At 65.6% G+C, this 26,590-nt stretch carries 24 protein-coding genes and 2 pseudogenes; 20 read left to right on the top strand and 6 right to left on the bottom strand.

All coding sequences use genetic code 11. The features are described 5' to 3' along the window. Nucleotides 1-58: 58 nt before the first annotated feature. Nucleotides 59-1,942, bottom strand: a complete 1,884-nt coding sequence (locus H7U20_RS12215; protein WP_233410711.1) for a methyl-accepting chemotaxis protein — start codon at nucleotides 1,940-1,942, stop codon at nucleotides 59-61. 423 nt (nucleotides 1,943-2,365) lie between these two features. Between H7U20_RS12215 and H7U20_RS12210 the strand changes: the two genes are divergently transcribed. The 5 genes from H7U20_RS12210 to H7U20_RS12190 all read left to right on the top strand — a co-directional run bounded on the left by H7U20_RS12210 (nucleotide 2,366) and on the right by H7U20_RS12190 (nucleotide 7,815). Then, the gene (locus H7U20_RS12210) at nucleotides 2,366-3,805 is read left to right on the top strand and encodes a sensor histidine kinase (protein ID WP_199759425.1); all 1,440 of its coding nucleotides are present in this window, start codon (nucleotides 2,366-2,368) and stop codon (nucleotides 3,803-3,805) included. A 97-nt stretch (nucleotides 3,806-3,902) separates the two neighbouring features. After that, nucleotides 3,903-4,520, top strand: a complete 618-nt coding sequence (locus tag H7U20_RS30240) for a hypothetical protein (RefSeq protein ID WP_233410710.1) — start codon at nucleotides 3,903-3,905, stop codon at nucleotides 4,518-4,520. Next, nucleotides 4,517-5,932, top strand: a complete 1,416-nt coding sequence (locus tag H7U20_RS12200; protein ID WP_199759422.1) for a sigma 54-interacting transcriptional regulator — start codon at nucleotides 4,517-4,519, stop codon at nucleotides 5,930-5,932. The genes H7U20_RS30240 and H7U20_RS12200 overlap by 4 nt, the downstream gene beginning before the upstream one ends. A 217-nt stretch (nucleotides 5,933-6,149) precedes the next feature. Beyond that, complete coding sequence (locus tag H7U20_RS12195; protein ID WP_199759421.1) at nucleotides 6,150-6,479, top strand: BON domain-containing protein; 330 nt, start codon at nucleotides 6,150-6,152, stop codon at nucleotides 6,477-6,479. Between the two features lie 277 nt (nucleotides 6,480-6,756). Beyond that, nucleotides 6,757-7,815 (top strand): PDDEXK nuclease domain-containing protein, encoded by a 1,059-nt coding sequence (locus H7U20_RS12190; protein ID WP_199759420.1) that lies wholly within the window; start codon nucleotides 6,757-6,759, stop codon nucleotides 7,813-7,815. Nucleotides 7,816-7,854: 39 nt separating this feature from the next. Here the strand turns inward: H7U20_RS12190 and H7U20_RS12185 are convergent. The 3 genes and pseudogenes from H7U20_RS12185 to H7U20_RS12175 all read right to left on the bottom strand — a co-directional run. Further along, nucleotides 7,855-8,188: pseudogene (locus tag H7U20_RS12185) on the bottom strand (integrase core domain-containing protein); the annotation flags it as partial. 82 nt (nucleotides 8,189-8,270) lie between these two features. Continuing rightward, nucleotides 8,271-9,593, bottom strand: coding sequence for a homoserine dehydrogenase (locus tag H7U20_RS12180; RefSeq protein WP_199759419.1), 1,323 nt, complete (start codon nucleotides 9,591-9,593; stop codon nucleotides 8,271-8,273). A gap of 87 nt (nucleotides 9,594-9,680) precedes the next feature. Next, the gene (locus tag H7U20_RS12175; RefSeq protein WP_199759418.1) at nucleotides 9,681-10,913 is read right to left on the bottom strand and encodes a pyridoxal phosphate-dependent aminotransferase; all 1,233 of its coding nucleotides are present in this window, start codon (nucleotides 10,911-10,913) and stop codon (nucleotides 9,681-9,683) included. Between the two features lie 256 nt (nucleotides 10,914-11,169). Between H7U20_RS12175 and H7U20_RS12170 the strand changes: the two genes are divergently transcribed. The 10 genes from H7U20_RS12170 to H7U20_RS12125 all read left to right on the top strand — a co-directional run bounded on the left by H7U20_RS12170 (nucleotide 11,170) and on the right by H7U20_RS12125 (nucleotide 21,907). Then, a complete protein-coding gene (locus H7U20_RS12170) occupies nucleotides 11,170-11,559 on the top strand; it encodes an Mth938-like domain-containing protein (RefSeq protein WP_199759417.1) in 390 nt (129 codons plus the stop codon). Further along, nucleotides 11,559-13,217, top strand: a complete 1,659-nt coding sequence (locus H7U20_RS12165) for a glycosyltransferase family 39 protein (RefSeq protein WP_199759416.1) — start codon at nucleotides 11,559-11,561, stop codon at nucleotides 13,215-13,217. Before H7U20_RS12170 ends, H7U20_RS12165 begins: the two co-directional genes overlap by 1 nt. 194 nt (nucleotides 13,218-13,411) lie before the next feature. Next, nucleotides 13,412-13,783 carry an SMR family transporter gene (locus H7U20_RS12160; RefSeq protein WP_199759415.1) on the top strand — a complete coding sequence of 124 codons (372 nt, stop codon included), beginning with the start codon at nucleotides 13,412-13,414 and terminating at the stop codon, nucleotides 13,781-13,783. Nucleotides 13,784-13,922: 139 nt separating this feature from the next. After that, nucleotides 13,923-15,062: a DegT/DnrJ/EryC1/StrS family aminotransferase gene (locus H7U20_RS12155; RefSeq protein ID WP_199759414.1), complete on the top strand. Its 1,140-nt coding sequence runs from the start codon at nucleotides 13,923-13,925 to the stop codon at nucleotides 15,060-15,062. A gap of 10 nt (nucleotides 15,063-15,072) precedes the next feature. Continuing rightward, the gene (locus H7U20_RS12150) at nucleotides 15,073-16,062 is read left to right on the top strand and encodes a glycosyltransferase (RefSeq protein WP_199759413.1); all 990 of its coding nucleotides are present in this window, start codon (nucleotides 15,073-15,075) and stop codon (nucleotides 16,060-16,062) included. Further along, on the top strand, nucleotides 16,059-17,027 hold the full coding sequence (locus tag H7U20_RS12145) for a formyltransferase (RefSeq protein ID WP_199759412.1): 969 nt from the start codon (nucleotides 16,059-16,061) through the stop codon (nucleotides 17,025-17,027). Before H7U20_RS12150 ends, H7U20_RS12145 begins: the two co-directional genes overlap by 4 nt. A 20-nt stretch (nucleotides 17,028-17,047) precedes the next feature. Next, a complete protein-coding gene (locus H7U20_RS12140) occupies nucleotides 17,048-18,100 on the top strand; it encodes a bifunctional UDP-4-keto-pentose/UDP-xylose synthase (RefSeq protein ID WP_199759411.1) in 1,053 nt (350 codons plus the stop codon). A gap of 4 nt (nucleotides 18,101-18,104) precedes the next feature. After that, nucleotides 18,105-19,106 (top strand): polysaccharide deacetylase family protein, encoded by a 1,002-nt coding sequence (locus H7U20_RS12135; RefSeq protein WP_233410709.1) that lies wholly within the window; start codon nucleotides 18,105-18,107, stop codon nucleotides 19,104-19,106. 180 nt (nucleotides 19,107-19,286) lie between these two features. Then, nucleotides 19,287-19,766 carry a peroxiredoxin gene (locus H7U20_RS12130; RefSeq protein WP_199759410.1) on the top strand — a complete coding sequence of 160 codons (480 nt, stop codon included), beginning with the start codon at nucleotides 19,287-19,289 and terminating at the stop codon, nucleotides 19,764-19,766. A gap of 272 nt (nucleotides 19,767-20,038) precedes the next feature. Next, nucleotides 20,039-21,907, top strand: coding sequence for a PhoH family protein (locus H7U20_RS12125; protein ID WP_199759409.1), 1,869 nt, complete (start codon nucleotides 20,039-20,041; stop codon nucleotides 21,905-21,907). A 78-nt stretch (nucleotides 21,908-21,985) separates the two neighbouring features. Here the strand turns inward: H7U20_RS12125 and H7U20_RS12120 are convergent, their stop codons facing one another. After that, nucleotides 21,986-22,621 (bottom strand): TetR/AcrR family transcriptional regulator, encoded by a 636-nt coding sequence (locus tag H7U20_RS12120; protein ID WP_199759408.1) that lies wholly within the window; start codon nucleotides 22,619-22,621, stop codon nucleotides 21,986-21,988. Nucleotides 22,622-22,767: 146 nt separating this feature from the next. Here H7U20_RS12120 and H7U20_RS12115 point away from each other — a divergent pair, with 146 nt between their 5' ends. The 5 genes from H7U20_RS12115 (at nucleotide 22,768) to H7U20_RS12095 (ending at nucleotide 26,248) form a co-directional block, all read left to right on the top strand. After that, nucleotides 22,768-23,829, top strand: coding sequence for an SDR family oxidoreductase (locus tag H7U20_RS12115; protein ID WP_199759407.1), 1,062 nt, complete (start codon nucleotides 22,768-22,770; stop codon nucleotides 23,827-23,829). A gap of 323 nt (nucleotides 23,830-24,152) precedes the next feature. Then, entirely contained in the window at nucleotides 24,153-24,437 is a 285-nt protein-coding gene (locus H7U20_RS12110) for a type II toxin-antitoxin system HicB family antitoxin (RefSeq protein ID WP_199759406.1), read from the top strand. A 102-nt stretch (nucleotides 24,438-24,539) separates the two neighbouring features. Further along, nucleotides 24,540-24,740, top strand: coding sequence for a heavy-metal-associated domain-containing protein (locus tag H7U20_RS12105; RefSeq protein WP_199759405.1), 201 nt, complete (start codon nucleotides 24,540-24,542; stop codon nucleotides 24,738-24,740). 480 nt (nucleotides 24,741-25,220) lie between these two features. Next, entirely contained in the window at nucleotides 25,221-25,883 is a 663-nt protein-coding gene (locus tag H7U20_RS12100; protein ID WP_199759404.1) for a hypothetical protein, read from the top strand. Next, nucleotides 25,880-26,248 carry a hypothetical protein gene (locus tag H7U20_RS12095; protein WP_199759403.1) on the top strand — a complete coding sequence of 123 codons (369 nt, stop codon included), beginning with the start codon at nucleotides 25,880-25,882 and terminating at the stop codon, nucleotides 26,246-26,248. The genes H7U20_RS12100 and H7U20_RS12095 overlap by 4 nt, the downstream gene beginning before the upstream one ends. Nucleotides 26,249-26,296: 48 nt before the next feature. On the opposite strand, the pseudogene H7U20_RS12090 reads toward H7U20_RS12095, so the two are convergent. Then, nucleotides 26,297-26,497, bottom strand: a pseudogene (locus H7U20_RS12090) (di-heme oxidoredictase family protein); the annotation flags it as partial. Nucleotides 26,498-26,590: the final 93 nt, after the last annotated feature.

Genomic DNA, 26,590 nt, shown 5'->3' with positions numbered 1-26,590 from the left:
CCCCCCCCCCCGGCTCTTCGCCGGTGGGTGGTTTTTGTAGCCGCTGGCGCCTTGCGCCTCAGCGCCCCGTCTCGTCGAGTTTGAACACGCTGACCACCTCGGCCAGCTTGGCCGCCTGGTCCTGCAGCGACTTGGCGGCCGCCGCCGCCTGCTCCACCAGCGCGGCGTTCTGCTGGGTGGTGGCGTCGATCTCGGTGATGGCCAGGTTGACCTGGCCGATGCCCTCGCTCTGCTCGTGGCTGGCGGCGACGATCTCGCCCATGATGCTGGTGACCTGCTCGACCGAGGCGACGATGCGGCTCATGGTGGCGCCGGCCGCGTCGACCAGCGCGCTGCCGGCGTCGACCTTGCCGACCGAGTCGCCGATCAGCTCCTTGATCTCGCGCGCGGCGGCGGCCGAGCGCTGCGCCAGGTTGCGCACCTCCGAGGCGACCACGGCGAAGCCGCGGCCCTGCTCGCCGGCGCGCGCCGCCTCGACCGCCGCGTTGAGCGCCAGGATATTCGTCTGGAAGGCGATGCCGTCGATGACGCCGATGATGTCGGCGATCTTGCGCGAGCTGTCCTTGATCGAGACCATGGTGTCGACCACCCGGCCGACCACCTGGCCGCCCTCGCGGGCGATGCCCGAGGCCGACTGCACCAGCTCGTTGGCGCTGCGCGCGTTGGCGGCGTTTTGCGCCACGGTGGAGGTCAGCTGCTCCATCGCCGAGGCGGTCTGCTCCAGGCTGGAGGCCTGGTTCTCGGTGCGGGCCGACAGGTCGAGGTTGCCGGCGGCGATCTCGGCCGAGGCGGTGGCGATGGTCTCGGTGCTGCCGCGCACCTCGCGGATGGTGTGGTTGAGCGAGGAGACGAAGCGGTTGAAGCCGTCGGCCAGGGCGCCGATCTCGTCGCTGCTCTCGACCGCCATGCGGCGGCTCAGGTCGCCGTTGCCGTCGGCGATCTCGCCGAGCATCTGGGCGGCGCGCGCCACCGGCGCGGCGATGGCGCGGCTGACCAAATAGATGACGAACATGCCGATGCCGCCGCCGACCAGGCCGGCCAGCAGCGCCGAAATGGTCACCGAGCGGGTCACCTGGCCCAGCACCTCGGCCTCGGGCACCTCGGCGATCACGTACATGTTCAGCTCCGGCACGAAGGACGAGGCGACGATCTGCTTGCCGCCCGGCGCGGCGTAACTGGCGTGGGCGAACTTCTGGCCGCCCAACAGCTGGCCGACCAGGGCGGCGTCGAAGCCGGGCAGCTCCTTCATGTTGTGCTTGCCGTCAGCCAGCTTGGCGTCGCGGTGGATCAGCAGCGTGCCGTTGGCGCGCGCCAGGTAGACGTAGCCGGAGACGCCCACCTTGTAGCTGCGGATGGTCTCGACCAGCTTGTCGACCGACAGGCCGAGGCCGGCGGCGCCCAACTTGCCCGCGCCGGCGTCGAAGCGGGTGTTGATGAACAACATGTAATTGCTGGAGCCGGGCTCGCGGTCCAGGTCCAGGGTGTAGGGCTTGCCGCCGGCCAGGAAGCCGTAGAACCACTGGTCGGCGGCGGCCGACTGGCTCAGCGTGCGGCTCTGGCCGCCCTCCGAATAGTACTTGCCGCTGCTGCCGGAGACCCAGAACACGGTGGCGGCGCCGACCTTCTCGCGCACCTTCTTGGCGTACCTGAGCCAGGCCTCGTTGCCCGCCTCGGGCAGGCCGGCGGCCTCCCAGTCGAGCAGGAAGGTGTTGTTGGTGACCGCCTGCGAGGCGGCCAGCGGCTCGGTGATCTGGCGCAGGATGTCGTTGCGGATCTCGCCGACCACGGCCGGCAGCTCCTGCTCGACGACGCGCTGGCGGATGCCCTTGCCGGTCATGGTCACGCTGAGCGTGGCGGAGATCAGCAGGAACAACAGCAGGCAGAAGGCCATGCTCAACATCAGTTTTTGCTGGATCGACAGGCGGCGCAGGAGATTCGACATGGTATTCCTTCAAGGGTGGGGCGCGGCGGACACGGTCCAGCGTAATCGAATAGAGCGGGCGGGCGCAAGGGGAAAGTTGCCTTGGAAACAGCAAGTCCGCCCGCCGCGCAACAGGCGCCGGGCGCGCCGACGGCGCAGCGGCAATTCTGCCCGTTTGCCGATACGAATGTGCGGATAGTGGCTATCGGCGCCCACCACTATCGCCGTGGCGCGCCGGCGGCTATCAAACCACCCAAAGGCGCAGAGCCGGGGACGGCCCCCTCGGGTCCGTCCCCAGGTTTGCGCCTTTGGGTGCTCTCACTGACCTGGCGGCAACGGCGACCGGCAGCGGCGGTGCCGGCCAATCGGGCGCGGTCCCGGCCGCTTTTCCCCTATCATCGCGGGACCGGCGCAGGCGCCGCCCCTCCCCCCTTTCCCATGATGATGCCTTCGAGACTATCGTTTCGCCAATTACTGCTGGGCGTGTTCCTGCTGATCGCGCTGCTGCTCAGCGCCGCCTCGCTGCATGCGCTGTGGACGCTGGACCGGCTGGCCGCGCACAGCCGCGACGGCGCCCGCCACGCCATCGCCCTGAGCGAGCAGGCGCAGCGCCTGACCGAACGCGGCCTGGCGATGGAACGCAGCGCGCGCCAGTACCTGGTGCTCAACGACCCGGCCTTCCGCAGCCGCTACGCCGACGCCTGGCGCGAGGCCGGCGCCGCCCTCGACGCGGTGGCCGCCGGCCTGCCGGAGGCGCCGCCGGCGCTGTTCGCCGATTGGCGCCGGCAGACGGCGGCGGCCTGGGAAGTGCTGCGCGGCGGCGGCCCGCGCGCCGCCCGCCAGCAGGCGCTGAGCCGCGCGCTGGCGCCGCTGCCGGCCATCCACGTCCGCCTCGAAGACGAGGTCAAACGCGAGGTCGAGCGGCGCAACGCCGCCCTGCTGGCCGAGCTGGAGCAGCGCCGCGGCGTGCTGACCGGCCAGGTGCTGGCCTCGATCATGCTGGCCGCCGCGCTGGCGCTGGGCTTCGGCGCCTGGCTGTCGCGTCCGCTGGCGCAGATCGAAACGGCCATCGACCGGCTCGGCGGCGGCGCCTACGACGCCGCCATCGAGGTGCGCGGCCCGGCCGACCTGCGCCGCGTCGGCCGCCAGCTCGACTGGCTGCGCCTGCGCCTGGCCACCCTGGAGGAGGACAAGGCGCGCTTCCTGCGCCACATTTCGCACGAGTTGAAAACCCCCCTGGCGGCGCTGCGCGAGGGCGTCGCCCTGCTCGAGGACGGCGTCGCCGGGCCGCTCTCGGTCCAGCAAGGCGAGATCGCCGCCATCCTGCGGCAGAACACCGCCTCGCTGCAATACCAGATCGAGGACCTGTTGCGCTACAACGCCGCCGCCTTCCAGGCCCAGCATCCGCAACGCGCCGCCACCGACCTGGCGCCGCTGCTGGCCCAGGTGATCGCCGGCCAGCGCCTGCAGTGGATGGCCGCCGGCCTGACGGTGACGGCGGCCGGCAGCGCGCCGCCGCTGGCGCTCGACGCCGACCAGCTCGGCGTGGCGCTGGGCAACCTGCTGTCGAACGCGGTGCGCTTCAGCCCGCCGGGCGGCGCCGTCCGTTTCGAGCTGGCGCAAGTCGACGGCCGGTTGCGCATCGACTGCCTCGACCAGGGGCCGGGCGTGGCGCCGGACGACGCCGCCCGCATCGTCGAACCGTTCTACCAGGGCCAGCGCCAGCCGCCCGGCGCGCGCCGGGGCAACGGCATCGGCCTGTCCATCGTGCACGAATACATCGCCGCCCACGGCGGCCAACTGCAACTGCTGCCGTCCGCGCGCGGCGCCCATTTCCGGATTGAACTCCCCTATGACACCGACACACTGGCGCTCGCCGCCTGACATGAGTACCGCCAATTCAAGCCAACCCACAGGCGTGAATCTGGGGTCGGACCCGACGCGCCAAGGCGGGGGGCCGACCCCGGCCCTCCGCCCTTGGATGGTTTTCAACCGGCGCCGGCGCCCTCACTCAGCGGCAAGCCGCACCCGCCTGGCGCTGCGCCTGGCACGCGCCTGCACGCTGGCCGCCCTGGCCGCGCTGGCCGGCTGCGCCATCAAGCCGGCCGCGCCCGCCACGCCGCCGCCCGCCCACATCGTGGTGGCGCCGGTGTTGCTGGCGCCACCGCCGCCGCCCGACCCGGTGGCGCCGCTGCTCAACTACCACCAGGCGCTGCGCCGCATGAGCCAGGGCGAGTTGCTCAAGGAACTCAGCGGCATGGGCGCGCTGCCCAAGTCGGCCAAGCTGTCGCTGCAAACGGCGATGATCCTGATGCTGACGCGCGGCAACGGCGACCTGCCGCGCGCCCAGTTGCTGCTCGACAGCGTGGCCGCCTCGGCCGAGCCGGACGCCGAAGCGCTCAAGCCGCTCAGCCAGGTGCTGGCCAGCAACTGCGCCGAGGCGCGCCGGCTGGCCGAGCACGCCGACAAGCTGGCCCTGCAGTTGAAGGATAGCCAGCGCCGCAACGAGCAGCTCAGCGACATGTTGGAGGGCCTGAAAGCGATCGAGCGCAGCCTGCCGACGCGGCCGCCTGCCAACGCGGCGGCGGCGACCAAATGAGCGCCCTGCCCGCCTCATCCGCGACAGCGGCGCCGCGCGCCCACCTGCTGCTGGTCGACGACGACGCCGACCTGCTGCGCCTGCTCACCATGCGCCTGGGCGCCAGCGGCTACCGCGTCAGCACCGCCGCCAGCGCCGAGGCGGCGCTGGCCCGGCTGGCGGTCGAACTGCCGCAACTGGTCATCAGCGACATCCGCCTGCCCGACCGCGACGGCCTGGCGCTGTTCCAGGCCATCCGCGCCCAATACCCGGCGCTGCCGGTGATTTTGCTGACCGCCCACGGCACCATCCCCGACGCCGTCGAGGCCACCTCGCTCGGCGCCTACGCCTACCTGACCAAGCCCTTCGACGCCAAGGTGCTGCTCGAACGCATCGCCCAGGCGCTCAGCCTGTCGGCGCCGGCGCCCGGCCAGGAGGCCGGCGACGAGCAGTGGCGCGCCGGCCTGATCAGCCGCAGCCAGTGCATGGCCGAACTGCTGGCCGAGGCCAAGCTGGTCGCCGTGTCGGACGCCAGCGTGCTGATCCGCGGTGAGAGCGGCAGCGGCAAGGAGCTGCTGGCCAACGCCATCCACCGCGCCAGCCGGCGCGCCAAGGCGCCCTTCATCGCCGTCAACTGCGGCGCCATCCCCGAGGCGCTGCTCGAATCCGAGCTGTTCGGCCACGTCAAGGGCGCCTACACCGGCGCCGCCACGGCGCGCGAGGGCCTGTTGCAGGCGGCCGACGGCGGCACCCTGTTCCTCGACGAGATCGGCGACATGCCGCTGCTGCTGCAGGTCAAGCTGCTGCGCGTGTTGCAGGAACGCATGGTGCGCCAGCTCGGCTCGGACACCGCGCGGCCGATCGACGTGCGCATCCTCTCGGCCACCCACCGCGACCTGGAGGCGGCCATGCTCGACGGCCAGTTCCGCGAAGACTTGTACTACCGCCTCAACGTCATCACCCTGACCCTGCCGCCGCTGGCCGAGCGGCGCGAGGACATCGCCCTGCTGGCCAGCCGTTTCCTGCAAACGCTGGCGGCCAAGTACGCCAAGCGGGTCAACGGCTTCGCCCCCGGCGCGCTGGAGGCGCTGACCACCGCCGCCTGGCCGGGCAATGTGCGGCAGTTGTACAACGTGGTGGAACACGTCTGCGCGCTAGCCACCGCGCCGCTGGTGCCGCTGTCGCTGGTGCAGCGGGCGCTGCGCGTGCCCTCGCTGGAAGTGCTCAGCTACACAGAGGCCAAGCAGCGCTTCGAGCGGCACTATCTGGTGCAGCTGCTCAAGCTGACCGACGGCAATGTCGCCGACGCCGCCCGCCTGGCCGAACGCAACCGCACCGAGTTCTACCGCCTGCTGCAGAAGCACGAGCTGGACGCCAGCCTGTTCCGCGCCGAGCCCGCTGTCGCCCCCGAGCGACAGGATGAATCCCTTTGAAATCAAACACTTGAGTATGCAAGCGGTTTATCTGTCGCCGCCACACGACAAAAACCCGGGGCGGCGACGGGCCGTATCGGCCGCCAACCGCGACCGGCCCGGCAGGAGTTCGTTAAGTGCTTGATATGCTTGATGTTTTTATAGCTGGCACGGCGTTTGCTATGAGGTACGTAACGCCAAAGCGTTGCCACCTTCAACTAGCAAAAGGAAACACATCATGACTAACTCGAAACTGATCACCCGTCTGCTGGCTGCCGCCGCCCTGTCCACCGCCGCCCTGGGCGCCGCACCGGCCTTCGCCGTGCCGCAAGCCGAAGCCGCCATGGCCGGCGCCACCAAGGCCAGCAGCGACAGCACCGACGCCGCCATCACCGCCCAGATCAAGTCGGCGCTGGGCGAAAAAATCGGCGTCAGCACCAAGGAAGGCGTGGTCGTGCTGAGCGGCACGGTCGCCAACACCGAAGTCGGCACCAAGGTCATCCAGGCCGCCTCGGCGGTTCCCGGCGTCAAGGAAGTCAAAAGCGAGTTGACCGTCGCGTCGAAGTAATCCCCCGCGCCCGGCTATGCCGGGTAATAGCACCATGTAAGACTCTTTCCGGGCCTCAGCAGTGAGGCCCGTATTTTTTTTGAGGGGGGAGTTCGCGGGGTGCCAGAAATTCGGGCATCCCGCTCAAGTTCGGCATAGTGCTGACCACGCACAAGACAGTGGCGGTGTTTATGCGCTATATCCACACTGTAGATGCGCCAGTGCATCAGGTGGTGGAACTGGTGGCGGATCGGCGAAAGTCGGTGGTGGGAGCACAGCACGATCAGGAGGCAACAGCATGACCCGACGCAAGATGGCAACGCCATCCGTACCGGCCTCTGCTGCGCTGCTGGGTGACATCCGGGAGCTGATTGATACCGCGCGCCAGCGCGCGGCGGTCGCGGTGAACAGCGAATTGTCTATGCTGTACTGGCGCATTGGCCAGCGTATTCACTCGCAGGTGCTGACAGGCCGGCGTGCAGGATACGGCGAGGAAATCGTATCGACACTGGCGGCGCAGTTGGTCCGGGACTATGGCGCCAGCTTTGCGGAAAAGAATTTGCGCCGAATGGTGCAATTTGCCTGCACCTTCCCGGATGAGCAGATTGTCGTATCACTGGTACGACAATTGAGCTGGACCCATTTCATCGCTCTGATCCCACTGAAAAACCCATTGCAACGAGAATACTACACGCAGATGTGCAGCCTCGAAGGCTGGAGCGTGCGCACCCTTCGGGAGCGAATCGACTCAATGCTCTACGAGCGCACGGCGCTATCACGGCAGCCCCAGGAAATGATAGAGCAGGAACTTGCAACACTGCGCGACGCGCAGCGCATGTCACCCAGCTTGCTCATGCGCGATCCCTACGTCCTCGATTTCCTCGGCCTACGCGACACGTGGCACGAAACCGATTTGGAGTCAGCCATCATTCGGGAAATGGAATCCTTTTTGCTGGAGCTTGGAGCGGGTTTTACCTTTGTCGCTCGCCAAAAACGAATTCAGCTCGATGGTGAAGACTTCCACCTCGACCTATTGTTCTTTAACCGCAAGCTACGTCGACTGGTGGCGGTGGAATTGAAAGTCGGCGAGTTCAAGGCGGCCTACAAGGGACAGATGGAGCTATATTTGCGCTGGCTCGACCGGTTTGAACGTGAGCCGAACGAGGAGTCACCGCTGGGCATCATTCTGTGCACAGGTAAAAAGGCTGAGCAGATCGAGTTACTAGAATTGGGTAAGTCGGGCATCCATGTTGCCGAGTACCTGACTACCTTGCCGCCGCGTGAGCTGTTGGCCGAGCGGCTACAACAGGCCACGGCCCGCGCACGCTTACAGATGGAACAAAATGTCAGTCCGTAGTAAAGTGGCCCCGTCAGTCAAGACACTCTGCCAGTTAATTTAAGCTGTGCCCATTTCCACTTCATCAGCTGCTCGGCGCTGCCCTGTACTACTTTTTTCCTGTGGCGTCTCGCCGTCATCGCCGTACCTGTCGACGAACAACACACCGCCGCCAATCCCATCGCGATGGACTTGATCGGGCGTCTGATAACTCAGCAACTGGTGCGGTCGCTGCGCGTTATAGAACGCGAAATACTGCGCCAGGCCCACCATCAATTCCGCCATGTTGGCGTAGCCCCTCAGGCACACGTCCTCGTACTTCACGTTGCGCCACAACCGCTCGACGAAAATATTCGTCCAGCGCACGCCCGCGCCCGTCCATGCTGATGGTGACTCTCAAATTCGGGATCCACTATACAATAAAAAAAACCGGCCTCGGCCGGTTTTTTTTGCTACGACGAAAACACCTCAACCAATCAGCTCAGGTTTTCCAGACGGATCTTGGTGACGCTGCCGACCACGCTCGGCAAGGCTTCCATCTTCTTGATCGCCGCCTCGACGTTCTTTTCCTGCGTCTGGTGGGTCAGCATGATGATGTCGGTGTGGGTCTCGTTCTCCGCCGGCTCTTTTTGCAGCATGGCGTCGATCGAGATGGTGGCGTCGGCCAGGATGCGGGTCAGGTCGGCCAGCACGCCGGGACGGTCGGCCACGTGCATGCGCAGGTAGTAGCTGGTGGTCACCTCGGACATCGGCAAGATCTCGATGTCGGTCATCTCGTTGGGCTGGAAGGCCAGGTGCGGCACGCGGTGCTCCGGGTCGGCCGTGGCCAGGCGGGTGATGTCGACCAGGTCGGCGATCACCGCCGAGGCGGTCGGCTCGGCGCCGGCACCCTTGCCGTAGTACATGGTGGCGCCGATGGCGTCGCCCTGCACCAGCACGGCGTTCATCGCGCCTTCGACGTTGGCGATCAGGCGCTTGCTCGGGATCAAGGTCGGATGCACGCGCAGCTCGATGCCCTCGGTGCCGTTGACCACGGCGCGCTTGGCGATGCCCAACAGCTTGATGCGGTAACCCAGTTGCTCGGCGTAGCGGATGTCGATGGCGTCGAGCTTGGAGATGCCCTCGACGTAGGCCTTGTCGAACTGCACCGGGATGCCGAAGGCGATCGCCGACATGATGGTCGCCTTGTGCGCGGCGTCGACGCCTTCGATGTCGAAGGTCGGGTCGGCTTCGGCGTAGCCCAGCTCCTGCGCCTGTTTCAAGGCGGTGTCGAAGTCCAGGCCCTTGTCGCGCATTTCGGACAGGATGAAGTTGGTGGTGCCGTTGATGATGCCGGCCAGCCACTCGATGCGGTTGGCCGTCAGGCCTTCGCGCAGCGCCTTGATGATCGGGATGCCGCCGGCGACGGCCGCCTCGAAGGCCACCATCACGCCCTTGGCCTGGGCGGCGGCGAAGATCTCGTTGCCGTGCACGGCCAGCAGCGCCTTGTTGGCGGTGACCACGTGCTTGCCGTTGGCGATGGCCTGCAGCACCAGCTGCTTGGCCAGGTCGTAGCCGCCGATCAGCTCGACGATGATGTCGATGTCCGGATGGTTGACGATCTCGAAGGGGTCGGCGACCACTTGCACGGTGCCGCCGGTGCGCTCGCGGGCGCGCTCGATGTTGCGCGCCGAGACCATGGTGACTTCGATGCCGCGGCCGGCGCGGCGGCGGATCTCTTCCTGGTTGCGGCGCAACACGTTGAAGGTTCCGGAACCGACGTTGCCGACGCCGAGCAAGCCTACTTTGATGGGATTCATAAATATCGTTTCATTTGTCGTGACTCGGCGGGCGGCGCGCCTCGTGCGCGCACCGTCCGCCCGGTTGATCGGGGGTGGGGCGGCCGCCTAGTAGCCCAGGCTATGGCGCTTGCGATAGCCTTCGAGGAAGCGGGCAATCCGCCCGAAGGCTTCGGTCATGTCGTCCGAGTTCGGCAGGAAGACGACGCGGAAGTGGTCCGGCGCGATCCAGTTGAAGCCGGTGCCCTGGACGATCAGCACTTTTGCTTCTTCCAGCAATTCGTAGGCGAACTGCTGGTCATCGACGATCGGGTAGATCTTCGGATCGAGGCGCGGGAACATGTACAGCGCGGCCTTCGGCTTGACACAGCTGATGCCCGGGATGTCGGTCAGCAGCTGGTATGCCAGGTCGCGTTGCTTGAGCAGGCGCCCGCCCGGCTTGACCAAGTCTTGTATGCTTTGGTAGCCGCCGAGCGCAGTCTGGATGGCAAACTGGCCCGGCACGTTGGCGCACAGACGCATCGAGGCCAGCATGTTGAGGCCCTCGATGTAGTCTTTCGCGTGTTTCTTCTCGCCCGAGACGACCATCCAGCCGGAGCGGTAGCCGCAGGAGCGGTAATTTTTCGACAGGCCGTTCATGGTGATGCACAGCACGTCGTCGGCCAGCGAGGCGATCGAGGTGTGCTGCGCCTCGTCGTACAGCACCTTGTCGTAGATCTCGTCGGCGAAGATGATCAGCTGGTGCTGGCGCGCCACCTCGACGATCTGCTGCAGCACCTCGACCGGGTACAGCGCGCCGGTCGGGTTGTTCGGGTTGATCACCACGATGGCCCGGGTGTTCGAGGTGATCTTGCTGCGGATGTCCTCGATGTCGGGATACCAGTCGGACTGTTCGTCGCAGATGTAGTGCTTCGGCGTGCCGCCCGACAGGCTGACGGCGGCGGTCCACAGCGGGTAGTCGGGCGCCGGCACCAGCACCTCGTCGCCGGTGTTGAGCAGGGCGTTGACGGCCATCACGATCAGCTCGGAGGCGCCGTTGCCCAGGTAGATGTCGTCGATGCCGACGCCGGCCACGTTCTTGCTCTGGGTGTAATGCATCACCGCCTTGCGCGGCGCGAACAGGCCCTTCGAGTCGGTATAACCGGCCGAATTGTGCAAATTCAGGATCATGTCCTGCACGATCTCGTCGGGCGGATCGAAGCCGAACACGGCCAAGTTGCCGATGTTCAACTTCGTGATCTTGTGGCCCTCGTCCTCCATCTGCTTGGATTTCTCCAACACCGGACCGCGGATGTCGTAGCAGACATCGGCCAATTTGTTCGATTTCTGAATCGGTCGCAAAGTAAATCCCTGTCGTGGTGAAACAAACGCACAAACGCGCGGCCGCGCCGCGTCGCGCCGGAGCGGCGACGGACGGAGGCCAATGCTGCATTGCGAAAAGACCCATTCTGCCGAAAGCATCCCATTTAATCAACCTTTGCGGGCGGCGCGGACGGGAAAAACGCTACAATGGCGCTTCTTTTTGCCGCCCCGGCCACGCCGGGGGCGCCGTAAGCGATCACGACACTATCGCGCAACAACATTGCAAACACGACACATGAAGCTCCATCCCAGCGTCACCAGACAATACCAGACCGTCACCGGCTACGATCAGAGCGGGGTCGAAATCAACGCCCGCCACTACGACCACAGCCTAGTGGTGATGCCCGAGAGCGCGCCGCGCGCCTGGGGCGCGCCGACCTTCGAGGCCCTGACCGAGCAGCATTTCGCCGACATCCTGGCCGATGCGCCGGACGTGGTGATCCTCGGCACCGGCGCGCGCCAGCGCTTCATCCATCCCAAGCTGACCGCCGCGCTGACCATGCGCCGCATCGGCGTCGAGTGCATGGACAGCCAGGCCGCCTGCCGCACCTACAACATCCTGATGGGCGAGGGCCGCAAGGTCACCCTGGCGCTGATCATCGACCGCGCGCCACCGGCCAACTGATGAACGACCTGTACAACTCCCGCAAACTGGTCTGGTCGCTGCTGGCGGCCTTCGTCATCGTCTGGCTCTACGTGCTCGGCGTGCGCACCCTGGTGCCGCCCGACGAGGGCCGCTACGCCGAAATGGCGCGCGAGATGCTCGCCAGCGGCGACTGGGTCACCACCCGCCTGAACGGCATCAAATACTTCGAGAAACCGCCGCTGCAGGCGTGGATGAACGCGCTGTCCTTCGCCGCCTTCGGCCTGGGCGACTGGCAGGCGCGGCTGTGGACCGGCCTGTGCGGCCTGAGCGGCGTGCTGCTCACCGGCTACGCCGGCCACAAGGTGTTCGGCCCGCGCGCCGGCTTCTACGCCGCGCTGGCGCTCGGTTCGAGCCTGTTCTGGGTGGCCTGCGGCCAGATCGACTCGCTCGACATGAGCTTGTCGGGCATGACCACGATCGCCCTGTGCGCCCTGCTGCTGGCCCAGCGCGACGACGCCGGCGCCGCCGCGCGGCGCAACTGGATGCTGGTCTGCTGGGCCGGCATGGCGCTGGCGGTGCTGGCCAAGGGCCTGATCGGCCTGGTGCTGCCGGGCGCCGTGCTGGTGCTCTACACCCTGGCGGCGCGCGACTGGGCCATCTGGGCCAGGCTGCACCTGGTCAAGGGCCTGCTGCTGTTCTTCGCCATCGCCACACCGTGGTTCGTGCTGGTGGCGCTGCGGAACCCGGAGCAGCCGCACTTCTTCTTCATCCACGAGCACTTCGAGCGCTTCCTGCTCAAGACCCACCACCGCGAGGGCGCCTGGTATTACTTCTTCGTCATGCTGATCCCCGGCATCATGCCGTGGCTGGGCGTGCTGCCGCAGAGCCTGTTCACCGCGCTGCGCCGCGAGCGCGGCACCTTCCAGCCCAAGCTGATGCTGCTGGTGTGGGCGGTGTTCATCTTCTTCTTCTTCAGCTACTCCAGCTCCAAGCTGCCCGGCTACATCCTGCCGGTCTTCCCGGCGCTGGCCCTGCTGGTCGCCGTCTACCTGGAAAACGCCTCGCGCCACCAGCGCATGCTGGCCGCCGGTCTGCTGATCGCCGTCGGCCTGGGCGGCCTGGCCTTCGTGCCCGGCATGCTCAACATCGAGGTGCGCCACCCGTCCGAGACGGCGCTGCTGGAGGCTTACCAGCCCTGGGTGCTGGCCGCCGCGCTGCTGGCCGCCGGCGGCGGCGCGCTGGCGCTGATGCACGCGCGCCATCTGCGCCGCGACGCCACCGTGCTGACGCTGGCCGTGGCCGGTTTCCTGGCCACCCAGCTGATCCTGGCCGGCTTCGAGCCCTACGGCAAGATGCGCGCCGGCGCCGCGCTGACCCCGGCCATCCAGGCCGAGCTGGCCGCCGACACCAAGATCTATTCGGTCTCGACCTACGAGCAGTCGCTCACCTTCTACCTGCGCCGCACGGTGATCCTGGTCGACTACTGGGACGAATTCACCTTCGGCCTGGAGCAGCAGCCCGAGCTGTCCATCCCCACCGTCGACGGCTTCGTCGAGCGGTGGACCGAGGCCGCCAACGCCGGCGTCAAGGCGCTGGCCATCATGGAGCAGGACACCTACAAGGAGTTGAAGGAACGCGGCGTGCCGATGCGCGTCGTCGCCGAGGACACCCGCCGCATGGTGGTCGCCAACCTCTGATCCGGCTTATCCTGGCCAAGGCGCCGGCGGCGCCGGCCCGACCCCGGGACACCCCCTGGGGTCGGACCCGGCGGGTCCGACCCCGGCTGCACGCCGTGGGGTTCCACCGCGTAACCGGCGCCCATGCCGCCAACCCACACCACACCACACCACACCACACCACACCACACCACACCACACCACAAGCAAACAATATGAACATCGCAACTTTTAGTTTCATCGTCAGCGGCGTGCTGCTCAACGCCCTGGCCCAACTGCTGCTGAAAGCCGGCACCCGCAACGTCGGCGCCATCCACCTGACGCTGGACAACTGGTTCGGCATCGGCCTGAAGGTGGCGACCCAGTTGCCCATCATCGGCGGCCTGGCCTGCTACGTCGCCTCGGTGGTGCTGTGGATCATCGCCCTGTCGCGGGTCGACGTCTCGATCGCCTACCCCATGCTGTCGCTCGGCTACGTCGTCACCGCCGTCGGCGCCTGGTATCTGTTCGGCGAGGCCTTGAGCTGGCAACGCCTGCTGGCCATCGGCATCATCCTGCTCGGCGTGGCCCTGCTGGCGCGCAGTTGAACCATTGCTCTTTCAATAAGCATTACTGACAGGCGATTAACAATTTCGCCCCTCAAATCGATAACGCTTTAAAATATGCGCTGCCCCGGGGCTGCCCAGCCGGCCGACCGACCCGAATTTACCTGTGAGTGACCCCAGAATGAGCCCTGCCCTGCCTTTCCTGCCCTTCTCCAAACCCTCCATCGACGAGGCCACCATCGCCGCCGTCGGCGAGGTGCTGCGCTCCGGCTGGATCACCAGCGGCCCGAAAGTGCAAGCCTTCGAGGCCCAGTTGTCCGAGTACTTCGGCGGCCGGCCGGTGCGCACCTTCAACTCCGGCACCTGCACCATGGAGATCGCGCTGCGCGTGGCCGGCATCGGCCCCGGCGACGAGGTCATCACCACCTCGATCTCCTGGGTCGCCACGGCCAACGTCATCATCGAAGTCGGCGCCACGCCGGTGTTCGCCGACATCGACCCGGTGACGCGCAATATCGACCTCGACAAGGTCGAGGCCGCCATCACGCCGCGCACCAAGGCGATCATCCCGGTCTTCCTGTCCGGCCTGCCGGTCGACATGGACCGCCTGTACGCCATCGCCAAAAAGCACAATCTGCGCGTGGTCGAGGACGCCGCCCAGGCCTTCGGTTCGAGCTGGAACGGCAAGCGCATCGGCAGCTTCGGCGACTTCGTCTCGTTCAGCTTCCAGGCCAACAAGAACCTGACCACCGGCGAAGGCGGCTGCCTGGTGCTCAACAACGCCGACGAGGCCCGCCTGGCCGAGCGTTACCGCCTGCAGGGCGTCAGCCGCAGCGGCGTCGACGGCATCGACGTCGACGTGCTCGGCGGCAAGTACAACATGACCGACATCACCGCCGCCATCGGCCTGGGCCAGTTCGCCCACATCGAGGCGGTCACCGCCCACCGCCGCGCGCTGGCGCGCCATTACTTCGCCCGGTTCGGCGACCAGTTCGAGGCGCAAACCGGGGCCCAGCTGCCGCTGGCCGACTTCGACAACAGCAACTGGCATTTGTTCCAGATCATCCTGCCGGACAAGGGCCCGGGCACCCGCGCCGAGTTCATGCGCCGCATGGCCGAGGAGTTCAACGTCGGCACCGGCTTCCACTACGCGCCCATCCACCTGTTCACCCTGTACCGGGAACGCGGCTTCACCGAGGGCATGTTCCCGGTGTCCGAGAAGATCGGCCGCCTGACCGTCACCCTGCCGATGTTCTACGCCATGACCACGGCCGACGTCGAGCGCGCCGTCGCCGCCGTCAAGGCCATCCTGACCAAGTAAAGTCTTCGCAATGAAACCAGAATTATCCGTCGTCATCCCGATCTACAACGAGCAGGCCGGCCTGCAGGCCCTGTTCGACCGCCTGTACCCGGCGCTCGACGCCCTCGGCGCCAGCTACGAAATCGTCTTCGTCAACGACGGCAGCCGCGACAACTCGGTGTCCATCCTGGCCGAGCAGTTCCGCGCCCGGCCCGACGTCACCCGCGTGGTGCTGTTCAACGGCAATTACGGCCAGCACATGGCGATCCTGGCCGGCTTCGAGGCCTCGCGCGGCGAGATCATGGTCACCCTCGACGCCGACCTGCAAAACCCGCCCGAGGAGATCAAGCACCTGGTCGCCAAGATGCGCGAGGGCTACGACTACGTCGGTTCGATCCGCCGCAAGCGGCAGGACTCGGCCTGGCGCACCTACGCCTCGAAGGCGATGAACCACCTGCGCGAGAAGATCACCAACATCAAGATCACCGACCAGGGCAACATGCTGCGCGCCTACGGCCGCAACGTCATCGACCTGGTCAACCAGTGCGGCGAGGTCAACACCTTCGTGCCGGCGCTGGCCTACCGCTTCGCCCGCAAGCCGACCGAGATCCTGGTCGAGCACGAGGAGCGCTCGGCCGGCGAGTCGAAATACTCGCTGTACAGCCTGATCCGGCTGAACTTCGACCTGGTCACCGGCTTCTCGCTGGTGCCGCTGCAACTGTTCTCGATGATGGGCATGCTGCTGGCGATCGGCTCCGGCCTGCTGGTGCTGGCCCTGTTGATACGCCGCGTCTTCCTCGGCGCCGAGGCCGAGGGCCTGTTCACCCTGTTCGCCATCGCCTTCTTCTTCATGGGCGTGATCTTGTTCGGCATCGGACTGCTGGGCGAATACATCGGCCGCATCTTCCAACAGGTGCGCGCCCGGCCGCGCTACGTGGTGCAAACCATCCTGCAACAGCCGGCCCCGGGCCAACCGCCCGCCGCCGCCGAGGCGGTGGAAAAACGCACGGTGGGCCGATGAGCGGCGCGACCGTGCGGCCGGCGGCGCGGCGCCAACGCGCCGTGGTGTTCGCCTACCACAACGTCGGCGTGCGCTGCCTGAAGGTGCTGCTGGCCGGCGGCGTCGACGTCGCCCTGGTGGTCACCCACGAGGACAGCGCCGACGAGAACATCTGGTTCGAGTCGGTCATTGCGCTGTGCCGCAGCGAAGGCATCGCCTACCTCACGCCGGCCGACGCCAAGTCGGCCGAGCTGCTGGCCAGCGTGCGCGCGGCGCAACCGGACCTGATGTTCAGCTTCTACTACCGCAACATGCTGCCGGCCGAGCTGCTGGCGCTGGCGCCGGCCTACAATATGCACGGTTCGCTGCTGCCCGCCTTCCGTGGCCGCGCGCCGGTCAACTGGGCGGTGCTGCACGGCGCCGACGCCACCGGCGCCACCTTGCACGAGATGACCGTCAAGCCGGACGCCGGCGCCATCGTGGCGCAGACGGCGGTGCCGATCCTGCCCGACGACAGCGCCTTCGAGGTGTTCGGCAAGGTCACCGTGGCGGCCGAGCAAACCCTGTGGACGGTGCTGCCGGCGCTGCTGGCCGGCCGCGCGCCGCGCCTGGTCAACGACCTCAGCCAAGGCGGCTACTTCGGCGGCCGCAAGCCCGAGGACGGCCGCATCGACTGGAGCCAGCCGGCCCAACAGGTCTACAATCTGCACCGCGCCGTGGCGCCGCCCTACCCGGGCGCCTTCACCGACCTGGCCGGTGTACGCTACGTCATCGAGCGGGCCCGCCTCGGCAAGCAGTCGAGTGAACAGATAAGCAACGTTGCCGCGCTAAGTTTGCCAGCGGGCTTGGCAGTAGTGGATAATTGCATCTTTGGCGTGTGCGGCGATGGCCGCATGCTCACGATTTCAGCCTTGTCGGCCGACGGCGCCGCCGTCTCGGCCCAGCAGTTGCACACCCGCCTGGCCGCATCCGCCAGCGGACAATGAACATAACCAGAGAATATCCCATGAAAAAAGTCCTCATCCTCGGCGTCAACGGCTTCATCGGCCACCACCTGTCGAAACGCATCCTGGAAACGACCGACTGGCACGTCTATGGCATGGACATGAGCACCGACCGCATCACCGACGTGCTGGAGAACGAGGCCTACAAGGCGCGCATGCACTTCTTCGAGGGCGACATCACCATCAACAAGGAATGGGTCGAGTATCACGTCAAGAAATGCGACGTGATCCTGCCGCTGGTGGCGATCGCCACGCCGTCGACCTACGTCAAGCAGCCGCTGCGCGTGTTCGAATTGGACTTCGAGGCCAACCTGCCGATCGTCCGCTCGGCCGCCAAGTACGGCAAGCACCTGGTGTTCCCGTCCACCTCGGAAGTCTACGGCATGTGCCACGACGCCGAATTCGACCCGGAGAACTCCGAACTGATTTGCGGCCCGATCAACAAGCCGCGCTGGATCTACTCCAACGCCAAGCAGCTGATGGACCGCGTGATCTGGGGCTACGGCATGGAAGGCCTGAACTTCACCCTGTTCCGTCCGTTCAATTGGATCGGCGCCGGCCTCGACTCGATCCACACGCCGAAGGAAGGCTCGTCGCGCGTGGTGACCCAGTTCTTCGGCCACATCGTCCGTGGCGAGAACATCTCGCTGGTCGACGGCGGCGCCCAGAAGCGCGCCTTCACCGACATCGACGACGGCATCGACGCCCTGATGGCGATCATCGCCAACAAGGACGGCGCCGCCTCCGGCAAGATCTACAACATCGGCAACCCGGTCAACAACTACTCGATCCGCGAACTGGCCGGCATGATGCTGGAGCTGGCCCACCACTACCCCGAGTACGCCACCGGCGCCAAGCAGGTCAAGATCGTCGAGACCACCTCGGGCGCCTACTACGGCGCCGGCTACCAGGACGTGCAGAACCGCGTGCCGAAGATCACCAACACCTGCGAAGAGCTGAACTGGGCGCCGACCACCAACATGGCCGACGCGCTGAAGAAGATCTTCGACGCCTACCGTGGCCAGGTGGCCCAGGCCCAGGCCTTGATGGATTGATGATTTGACCGCAGACCTGCAACCCGGCACACAGCAGCGGCGGGCGCCGCTGCTGGTGCTGAAAATCGACGTCGACACCTACCGCGGCACGCGCGAGGGCGTACGCAACCTGGTGCGCACCCTGTCGGCGCACGGCGCCCACGCCACCTTCCTGTTCTCGCTCGGCCCGGACCACACCGGCTGGGCGCTGCGCCGCGCGCTGCGGCCCGGCTTCTTCAGCAAGGTCTCGCGCACTTCGGTGGTCGAGCACTACGGCCTGAAGACGCTGATGTACGGCACCCTGCTGCCGGGACCGGACATCGGCAAGGACTGCGCCGCCGAGATGCGCGAGGTGCGCGACGCCGGCTTCGAATGCGGCATCCACACCTGGGACCACGTGCTGTGGCAGGACAACGTCGCCGACAAGGGCGCCGACTGGACCGTCAAGATGATGCGCAAGGCCGCCGCCCGTTTCAGCCAGGTGTTCGGCACGGCGCCGCTGACCCACGGCGCGGCCGGCTGGCAGATGAACGCCGCCGCCTTCGCCGAGCACGACACGGCCGGCTACGCCTACGCCTCGGACGGCCGCGCCGTGCTGCGCGAGGACGGCCGGCTGGCCGATCCGGCCTCCGGTGCGCACCGCCTGGCCGACGGCGACAAGGTGCTGTCCTGCATCCAGTTGCCGACCACCCTGCCGACGCTCGACGAGTTGCTCGGCCGCGAGATCGACGGCCTCACGATCACAACCGGCAATATCGCCGCCTTCCTGCTCAAGTTGACCGAGGGCGCCGCGCGCGACCACGTGTATACTTTGCACGCCGAACTTGAAGGACAAAAACTCGCCCCCATCTTCGAGCAGTTGTTGGCGGGGTGGAAGGCGCAAGGCTACCAACTGGCCTCGATGGCCGATTTGTACCAGAAGGTCAAGGACCAGCCGATGCCGGTCTGCCCGATCACCTGGGGCGAGCTGCCGGGACGTTCCGGCCGGCTGATGGTGCAGGGACCGGCGTCGCCAACCTTGAGTTAAGGACCCGTCATTCCCGCGAAGGCGGGAATCCATGCGGCGCTGGACAGCCTGCGGCGTATGGGTTCCCGCCTTCGCGGGAACGACGGTGTGTTGACGCACCAGCCGCCCCGCCAACGAGTTTCGCCTGCTTGCGCTGCAGGCCCCCGACAGCGCTGATGTTCACCGTTCAGGAGAGAACCTGTGGCTGATAGCCAATCCGTAGCACCCGACACCCCGGTCAGCGATTTTTCCGCCGCCATGACCAGCGGCCAGACCTTTAGCCTGGGCGGCCGGCCGGCGCGCCACACGGTGCTGTTCTTCTACCCGAAGGACAACACGCCCGGCTGCACCACCGAAAACATGGCCTTCCGCGACCTGCACCCGCAGTTCGCGGCGGCCGGCGCGGAAGTCTACGGCGTCAGCCGCGACTCGCTGCGCTCGCATGAAAGCTTCAAGGCCAAACTCGGCCTGCCCTTCGAGCTGATCTCCGACCCGGACGAGGCGCTGTGCCTGCAGTTCGGCGTCATGAAGATGAAGCAGATGTACGGCAAGACCGTGCGTGGCGTCGAGCGCAGCACGTTTATCATTGACGCCCAGGGCCGATTGGTGAAAGAATGGAGAGGCGTGAAGGTAGCAGGTCACGTCGACGAAGTGCTGGAATTTGTAGCGCGTCAGGACTAATGCGCGTTGCAGCCTTTCCAGAAGAGTTGCCCAACCGCAGCAGAACTTTGAGTGCATCAGCCTGATTTTGAGTCAACACTGTACCTCTCCCTACCCTCCCTGGCGGCCAGCCGGTCGCCACGCGGTACTTTCCCCGGGCCAGATGAGCGCCCGTTGGCAGCCTTATATTCCGTTTTACCTCGCATCCACCCCATTCGGCGACCAGGAGCACGCAAGCGCGTGTGCCTCGCCCATGGGCGGATTCTTCCAGATATTTTTTGATTGAGATCCTGATGCCACTGCCAAAACTACCAAGTAAGCCAGCGACTATACTGCTGGCGAAAGATTACCCAACATCGACAGGGACGCGTCCAGCGTCCGTGGTGGACGTAGCGCCCGCGCCGAAGAAAGCGGCGTCTGTCAAAGCCGCGCCGGTCAAGGCCGCCGCGGTCAAGGCGACGCCGGCCACCAAGGCGCTCAAGCCGGCGCCGGTCGCCGTCGTCGCCGCCGCCAAGGCCGCGCCGAAAAGCGCCGTCAAGGGCAAGCCGGTGGCCGCCGTGCTGAAGGCCGCCGCGCCTGTCGTCGTCGCCGCCGCGCCGGTGTCGGTGTCGGCGCCGGCAGCGGTCAAGGCCAAGGCCACCCCGGCCGGCCGTGGCAAGCTGACCCCGGTGGTCGCCGAGGCGCCGCACCCGGCCAAGCACAAGCCGAACGAAGTGCCGTTGAAGTCGTCCACCAGCCGCCACGCCGACCAGACCGGCCAGACCAAGCTGTTCGTGCTCGACACCAACGTGCTGATGCACGACCCCTCGTCGCTGTTCCGCTTCGAGGAGCACGACGTCTACCTGCCGATGATGACCTTGGAAGAGTTGGACAACCACAAGAAGGGCATGACCGAGGTGGCGCGCAACGCCCGCCAAGTCTCGCGCACGCTCGACGGCCTGGTCTCCAACACCGACGACGACGCCATCGAAAAAGGCATCCCGCTGTCCAAGCTGGGCAACAAGGACGCCAAGGGCCGCCTGTTCTTCCAGACCCGCCTGCAAAGCGCCGACCTGCCGGTCGGCCTGCCGGTCGGCAAGGCGGACAACCAGATCCTCGCCGTGGTGCGCTCGCTCGAAGCGGAGCAGGCCGGCCGTCCGGTGGTGCTGGTGTCGAAGGACATCAACATGCGCATCAAGGCGCGCGCCCTGGGCCTGCCGGCCGAGGACTACTTCAACGACCACGTGCTGGAAGACACCGACCTGCTGTACTCGGGCATCGTGCAGCTGCCGGACGACTTCTGGAACAAGCACGGCAAGGACATGGAGTCCTGGCAGGAGAACAAGGGCGGCCAGAGCGCCACGTTCTACCGCGTCACCGGCCCGTTCGTGCCGTCGATGCTGGTCAACCAGTTCATCTTCCTCGAACCGAAAAACGGCGAAGCGCCGTTCTACGGCCAGGTCAAGCAGATCAACGGCAAGACCGCCGTGCTGCAGACCCTGCGCGATTTCAGCCACAACAAGAACAATGTGTGGGGCGTGACGGCGCGCAACCGCGAGCAGAACTTCGCCTTGAACCTGTTGATGAATCCGGAATGCGACTTCGTCACCCTGCTCGGCCAGGCCGGCACCGGCAAGACCCTGCTGGCCCTGGCGGCCGGTCTGGCGCAGGTGCTGGAAACCAAGCTCTACAACGAAATCATCGTGACCCGCGTCACGGTGCCGGTCGGTGAGGACATCGGTTTCCTGCCGGGCACCGAGGAGGAGAAGATGTCGCCGTGGATGGGCGCCTTCGACGACAACCTCGAAGTGCTCAACAAGTCGGACTCCGACGGCGGCGAGTGGGGCCGTGCGGCGACGCAGGACCTGATCCGTTCGCGCATCAAGATCAAGTCGCTCAACTTCATGCGCGGCCGCACGTTTGTGAACAAGTTCCTGATCATCGACGAGGCGCAGAACTTGACGCCGAAGCAGGTCAAGACCCTGGTCACGCGGGCCGGTCCGGGCACCAAGATCCTTTGCCTGGGCAACATCGCGCAGATCGACACGCCTTACCTGACCGAGGGTTCGAGCGGTTTGACCTATGTGGTCGACCGCTTCAAGGGCTGGTCGCACAGCGGCCACGTCACCCTGGCGCGCGGCGAACGCTCGCGCCTGGCGGACCACGCCAGCGAAGTGCTGTAAGGTTGTAGCAGGCAGACGCCGGCCGCGTGCCGGCAACGCCCAGAAAGCCCCGCGCGCAGCGCTGCACGCGGGGCTTTTTTACGTCGCCAGCAGCCCGCGCAGGAACACCAGGATCAAGCGGCCCGACGGGTCGGGCCGCCCCGCCCCTCTTTGCAGCGCCAGGCCGTGCGCCAGCGCCATGAAGCCGGCCGCCAGCTCGTCGGGCGCGGCCGGCGGCGTGCGGCCCAGTTGGCGGAACAGCGCGGCGATCACGCCGCCCAGCGCGGCGCGGTGGCGCTGCCACACCCGCTGGTACTCGACGGCGAAGACCGGGCTGCGGCCGGCGTGCAGTTGCAACTCGATCGACAGCATGGCCCAGTCGGCGTCGTGGTTCAACGTGGCGGCCCAGGCCTCCAGCCCGGCCAGCATCTGTTCGGGGCTGCGCCCGTCGTCGCCGGTCAGGCCGGCCAACTGGAGCGCCTCGGCCTCCATGTGCCGGCGCAACAGTTCCAGCAACACCGCCTCCTTGCCGGCGAAGTTGGAGTAGAACGCCCCCTGCGAATAGCCGGCCTGCTCGGCGATGTCGCGCAGCGAGGTGCCGCCGTAACCGTTGGCGACGAACAGCTGGCGCGCCGTCTCGATCAAGCGCTCGCGGGTGCGCGCCTGGCTTTGCTCGCGGCTCAGGCGCGGCACGGCGGACGATGGGATGGATGGAACGGCGGTGCTTGGTTTCATGGGCGTAAAGATATCACACGCGTCCTGGAGTTCGGCCGAGTTTCGGATTCGATGGCGCGGCCGGATGCCGCGCTTTTCAAATATCACTTGATATTCGAAATAGATCGCGTTACATTCGCATATCATATGAACTTTGAAAGCGTCCCATGCCCCAAACCCACACACTGAAGCGCGCCTTCGTCACCGGCGCCACCGGACTGCTCGGCAACAACCTGGTGCGCGAGCTGCGCGCCCGCGGCGTGCTCGTCAAGGCCCTGGTCCGCTCGCCGGCCAAGGGCGAGCAGCAATTCGCCGGCCTGGCCGGCGTCGAGCTGGTGCGGGGCGACATGGCCGACGTGGCCGCCTTCGCCCCGGCCATGGTCGGCTGCGACGTGGTGTTCCACACCGCCGCCTACTTCCGCGACAACTACAAGGGCGGCAGCCACTGGCCCGAGCTGCAGCGCATCAACGTCGACGGCACGCGGGCGCTGATCGAGCAAGCCTACCTGGCCGGCGTGCGGCGCCTGGTGCAGACCTCGTCGAGGGGCNCGATCGCCGTGCTCAACGGCGAACCGGGCCGGCCCATCGACGAGGCCTGTTTGCGCGCGCCGGCCGACGCCGACGACTATTACCGCAGCAAGATCCTCGCCGACGAGGCCGTGCTGGCGTTCCTGGCGCGCCACGCCGACATGCACGCCAGCCTGGTGCTGCCGGGCTGGATGTGGGGACCGGCCGACATCGGCCCCACCTCGTCGGGCCAGTTCGTCAACGACGTGGTGCTGGGCAAACTGCCCGGCCTGGTGCCCGGCAGCTTTTCCGTCGTCGACGCGCGCGACGTGGCGCTGGCGCAGATCGCGGCGGCGCAGCGGGGACGGCGCGGCGAGCGCTACCTGGCGGCCGGCCGCCACATGACGATGGGCGAGCTGGTGCCGCTGCTGGGCCGGCTCGCCGCCGTGAAGACGCCGACGCGCCGGCTGCCGCTGCCGCTGCTGTACGCGCTGGCCGCCACGCAGGAGCTGTACGCCCGCGTCAGCGGCAAGCCCGTGCTGCTCAGCCTGGCCACGGTGCGGCTGATGGTGAAGGAGGCCGGACGCAGCCACTTCGACCACGCCAAGAGCGAACGCGAGCTGGGCCTGCGCTTCCGTCCGCTCGAACAAACCATCGCCGACACGCTGGCCTGGTATCGCGGCCACGGCTGGCTGCCGCAGCCGCCGGCCGCCCTGGCCTAGGGCGCCGGCCGCCGGTCGAACAGCACAGCGCCGCGGCGGCGGCGGCCGCGTACGGCGCGCGGCCGGCACGGTGGTCGAAAAACTGCCGCGGGAAGCCGCCCGGCAGCGCCGGGGCTGGCGCGGCGGCCTGACTTTCGGGAAATAGCTAGCAAAAACAAAGCATTGGCAGCCTTGCCAGCGTTGGTTCCGCAGGGTAATCAGCGGAACCAACGCATGCGGCCCCAAGCACGAAAGTGCTTGATACCGGCGGCAACCTGTATGACACTACAGTCAACGCAGGAATTTTCACCGCTCAGACTAGCCATCGCAACCGAGGTAAGACCATGGACATCCCTATCCTGATCCAGGCCGACAGCGAGAGAGATAGCCGCCGCAAGTACGGGGTGACGGTGCCTGACATTCCCGGTTGCACCTCGTCCGGCGACACGGTCGACAACGCCATGCGCAACGTCACCCAGGCCATCTACGGCCATGTCGGCACCATGCTGCGGCTGGGCCGCGCCTTTGAGATCCGGCCCTCGCCGTTCGAGGAGCTGTCCAAGGAGCCGGACTATGCCGGCGGCATCTGGGCGCTGGTCAGCGTCGACCTGTCCAAGCTTGACGTCTGAAGCAAGGCCCTTCCCCACCGATTCCTTTCGCGATGACGCTTGACCTTCCCATGGCGGGAAGGGCTACAGTGACGCTATCGAAACTATTTAAGGAGTCGGACGATGTACCAACTACAAGTGGAAAACATGAGCTGCGGTCACTGCGTCGGCACTGTCACCAAGGCCGTCCTGGCGGTCGACGCCGGCGCGACGGTGCAGGTCGACCTGGCCAGCAAGCAGGTCAGCGTGGAATCGGCCAGCGCGCTGGCGCGGATCAGCGAGGCCATTGTCGCGGCCGGTTTCCCGGTCAGCAGCGCGGCCTGAACGGGCGGACGATTCGTCCATGGGGTAGCGGCGAAAGATGCCGTCCCCGTTGAAGGGAATGCGCCACGTCGAGTTTAGGACACTTCGAAAAACCACCAAATTGTCGTTCCCGCGCAGGCGGGAACCCATGCTGAGCCAATGAGCGTGCGGGTATGGAATCCCGCCTGCTCGGCGGTCCACCGATGCGGAATGACGGTTTTTAGAGGTGCACTTTAGGTAGGCGGCGACACCGGGCCGCTGCGCGCCACGCTCGCGCAGCGTCAACCACCGCGCATGGCCATGCACCAAACGCACCATGGCGCGCGGGAAAGCGTAGTATCAGCCTTCGATCCACTGGAACAGCGACAAACCCCCATACAACAAACGGGCGGCGCGAGTCAGAGCCTTTGCCTGGACGCTGTGAGTATGTGAAAATGGTCAAGCGAAATGCTTAACAATGGCAGCATTCCAAACAATTCTTTAGATTGAGGAGCCACCAGCTTGGATTCCACCTATGCCAAATGGTTTGACAATGGCAGCGTTGTGGTTGATGTCCAGCTTGAGGACAGTGACGAATTTCTTTCTGAAGAAGAGATAATCATGCTTACCGGCGCTCCCAAAGGGAGCGAAATATTGGTCGTGAGTAAGGATGGGGCAATTGAGTTTAGGGTAAAGAATCCTATGTTCGTCAGCGATATGGTCAGACGCCTGATTAGCATAGACGACACCACGTATTCATATCTATTATCCAATGATGCATTAGAGTTAAAGAATGAGTTTTCCGCTCTTGGGATTGGAACCAGATGCGTAATACGAGAGATATTTGCGGCCAAGAAGGCGTTGGAAGAATACCCTATCGAAAGCATAGAGGTATACGCGATCGGGAATTATGAATCTTTTTACTCGAAAGATTACCCGATGCGCGGATATTACGTTTGGGCCACCATGGGCTTCGACGCCCTCATACCCATGAATGTAAGGCCTAAGCTATCACAAGAATTTAAAGATTTTCTTCTTATTAGCGAATTGGTTTTTACAGAAAAAGGGCGCGAGGAGTGGATGAAAAAAGGGGAGTCGGTACATCTGTCTTTCAAAACAAAATCAGATTCGACTAGCTGGGCCTTACTCGAGCGCTATATGGCAGAAAAGGAAATTGAACTATGAAACGCAATATTCTTAAGGTTTTGCAAAAAAATACCACCCCTATTTCGCGCGAAGACTTTAATAAAACCTTTTCTCTGCGTCAAATAGGGATGCGAGAAAATGCAAGCGCCGACCCTACAGCGTTAGACAAGGTAGGGTCCAGAATTGTTTCTGCCCACGATTCCGCGGCAGCCGCCACAAACGATGGAAACTCGTTAAAAATAGACGCGGCAAGCGAAAATCACAACAGCTCGTCCGTTACCATAAAGAAACAAAATAAGTCTGAAAGCTTGCAAAATAAAACTAATTTAGTTAAAAAATCGAATAATCGGACAAAAAATTCGACCTTATCTCAACATAAGAAAAAAGCGCTTTCTTCAAAATAATTGCAAATTTACTTCATCGATTCATCCGCGAACACCGGCGGCAACCACCTACAGCGAATTGATGAAGACCAGCAGCGCGTCGCGCTCCTTGGCCGACAGCCGCACATAGCGCCGCTGCGCCGCCCCGCCCTCGCCGCCGTGCCACAGGATGGCCTCCTGCAGATCGCGGGCGCGGCCGTCGTGTAGATAACCGACGCGCTCGTTCATCTGGCGCAGTAGACCGGCGCCCCACAGCGGCGCCGTGCGCCATCCCCCTGTGTCAGGATAGTTGTCGCGTCATCTGATTTCTCGTAATCGTACAGGGGGCGGAGCAAAGACGGGCAGTGAAACACTATTCAGCAG

Source organism: Rugamonas violacea, assembly GCF_016461825.1.
Classification (GTDB): Bacteria; Pseudomonadota; Gammaproteobacteria; order Burkholderiales; family Burkholderiaceae_D; genus Rugamonas.
Note: the sequence above shows the minus strand (reverse complement) of the source record. Positions and strands in the feature narration are given on the sequence as shown.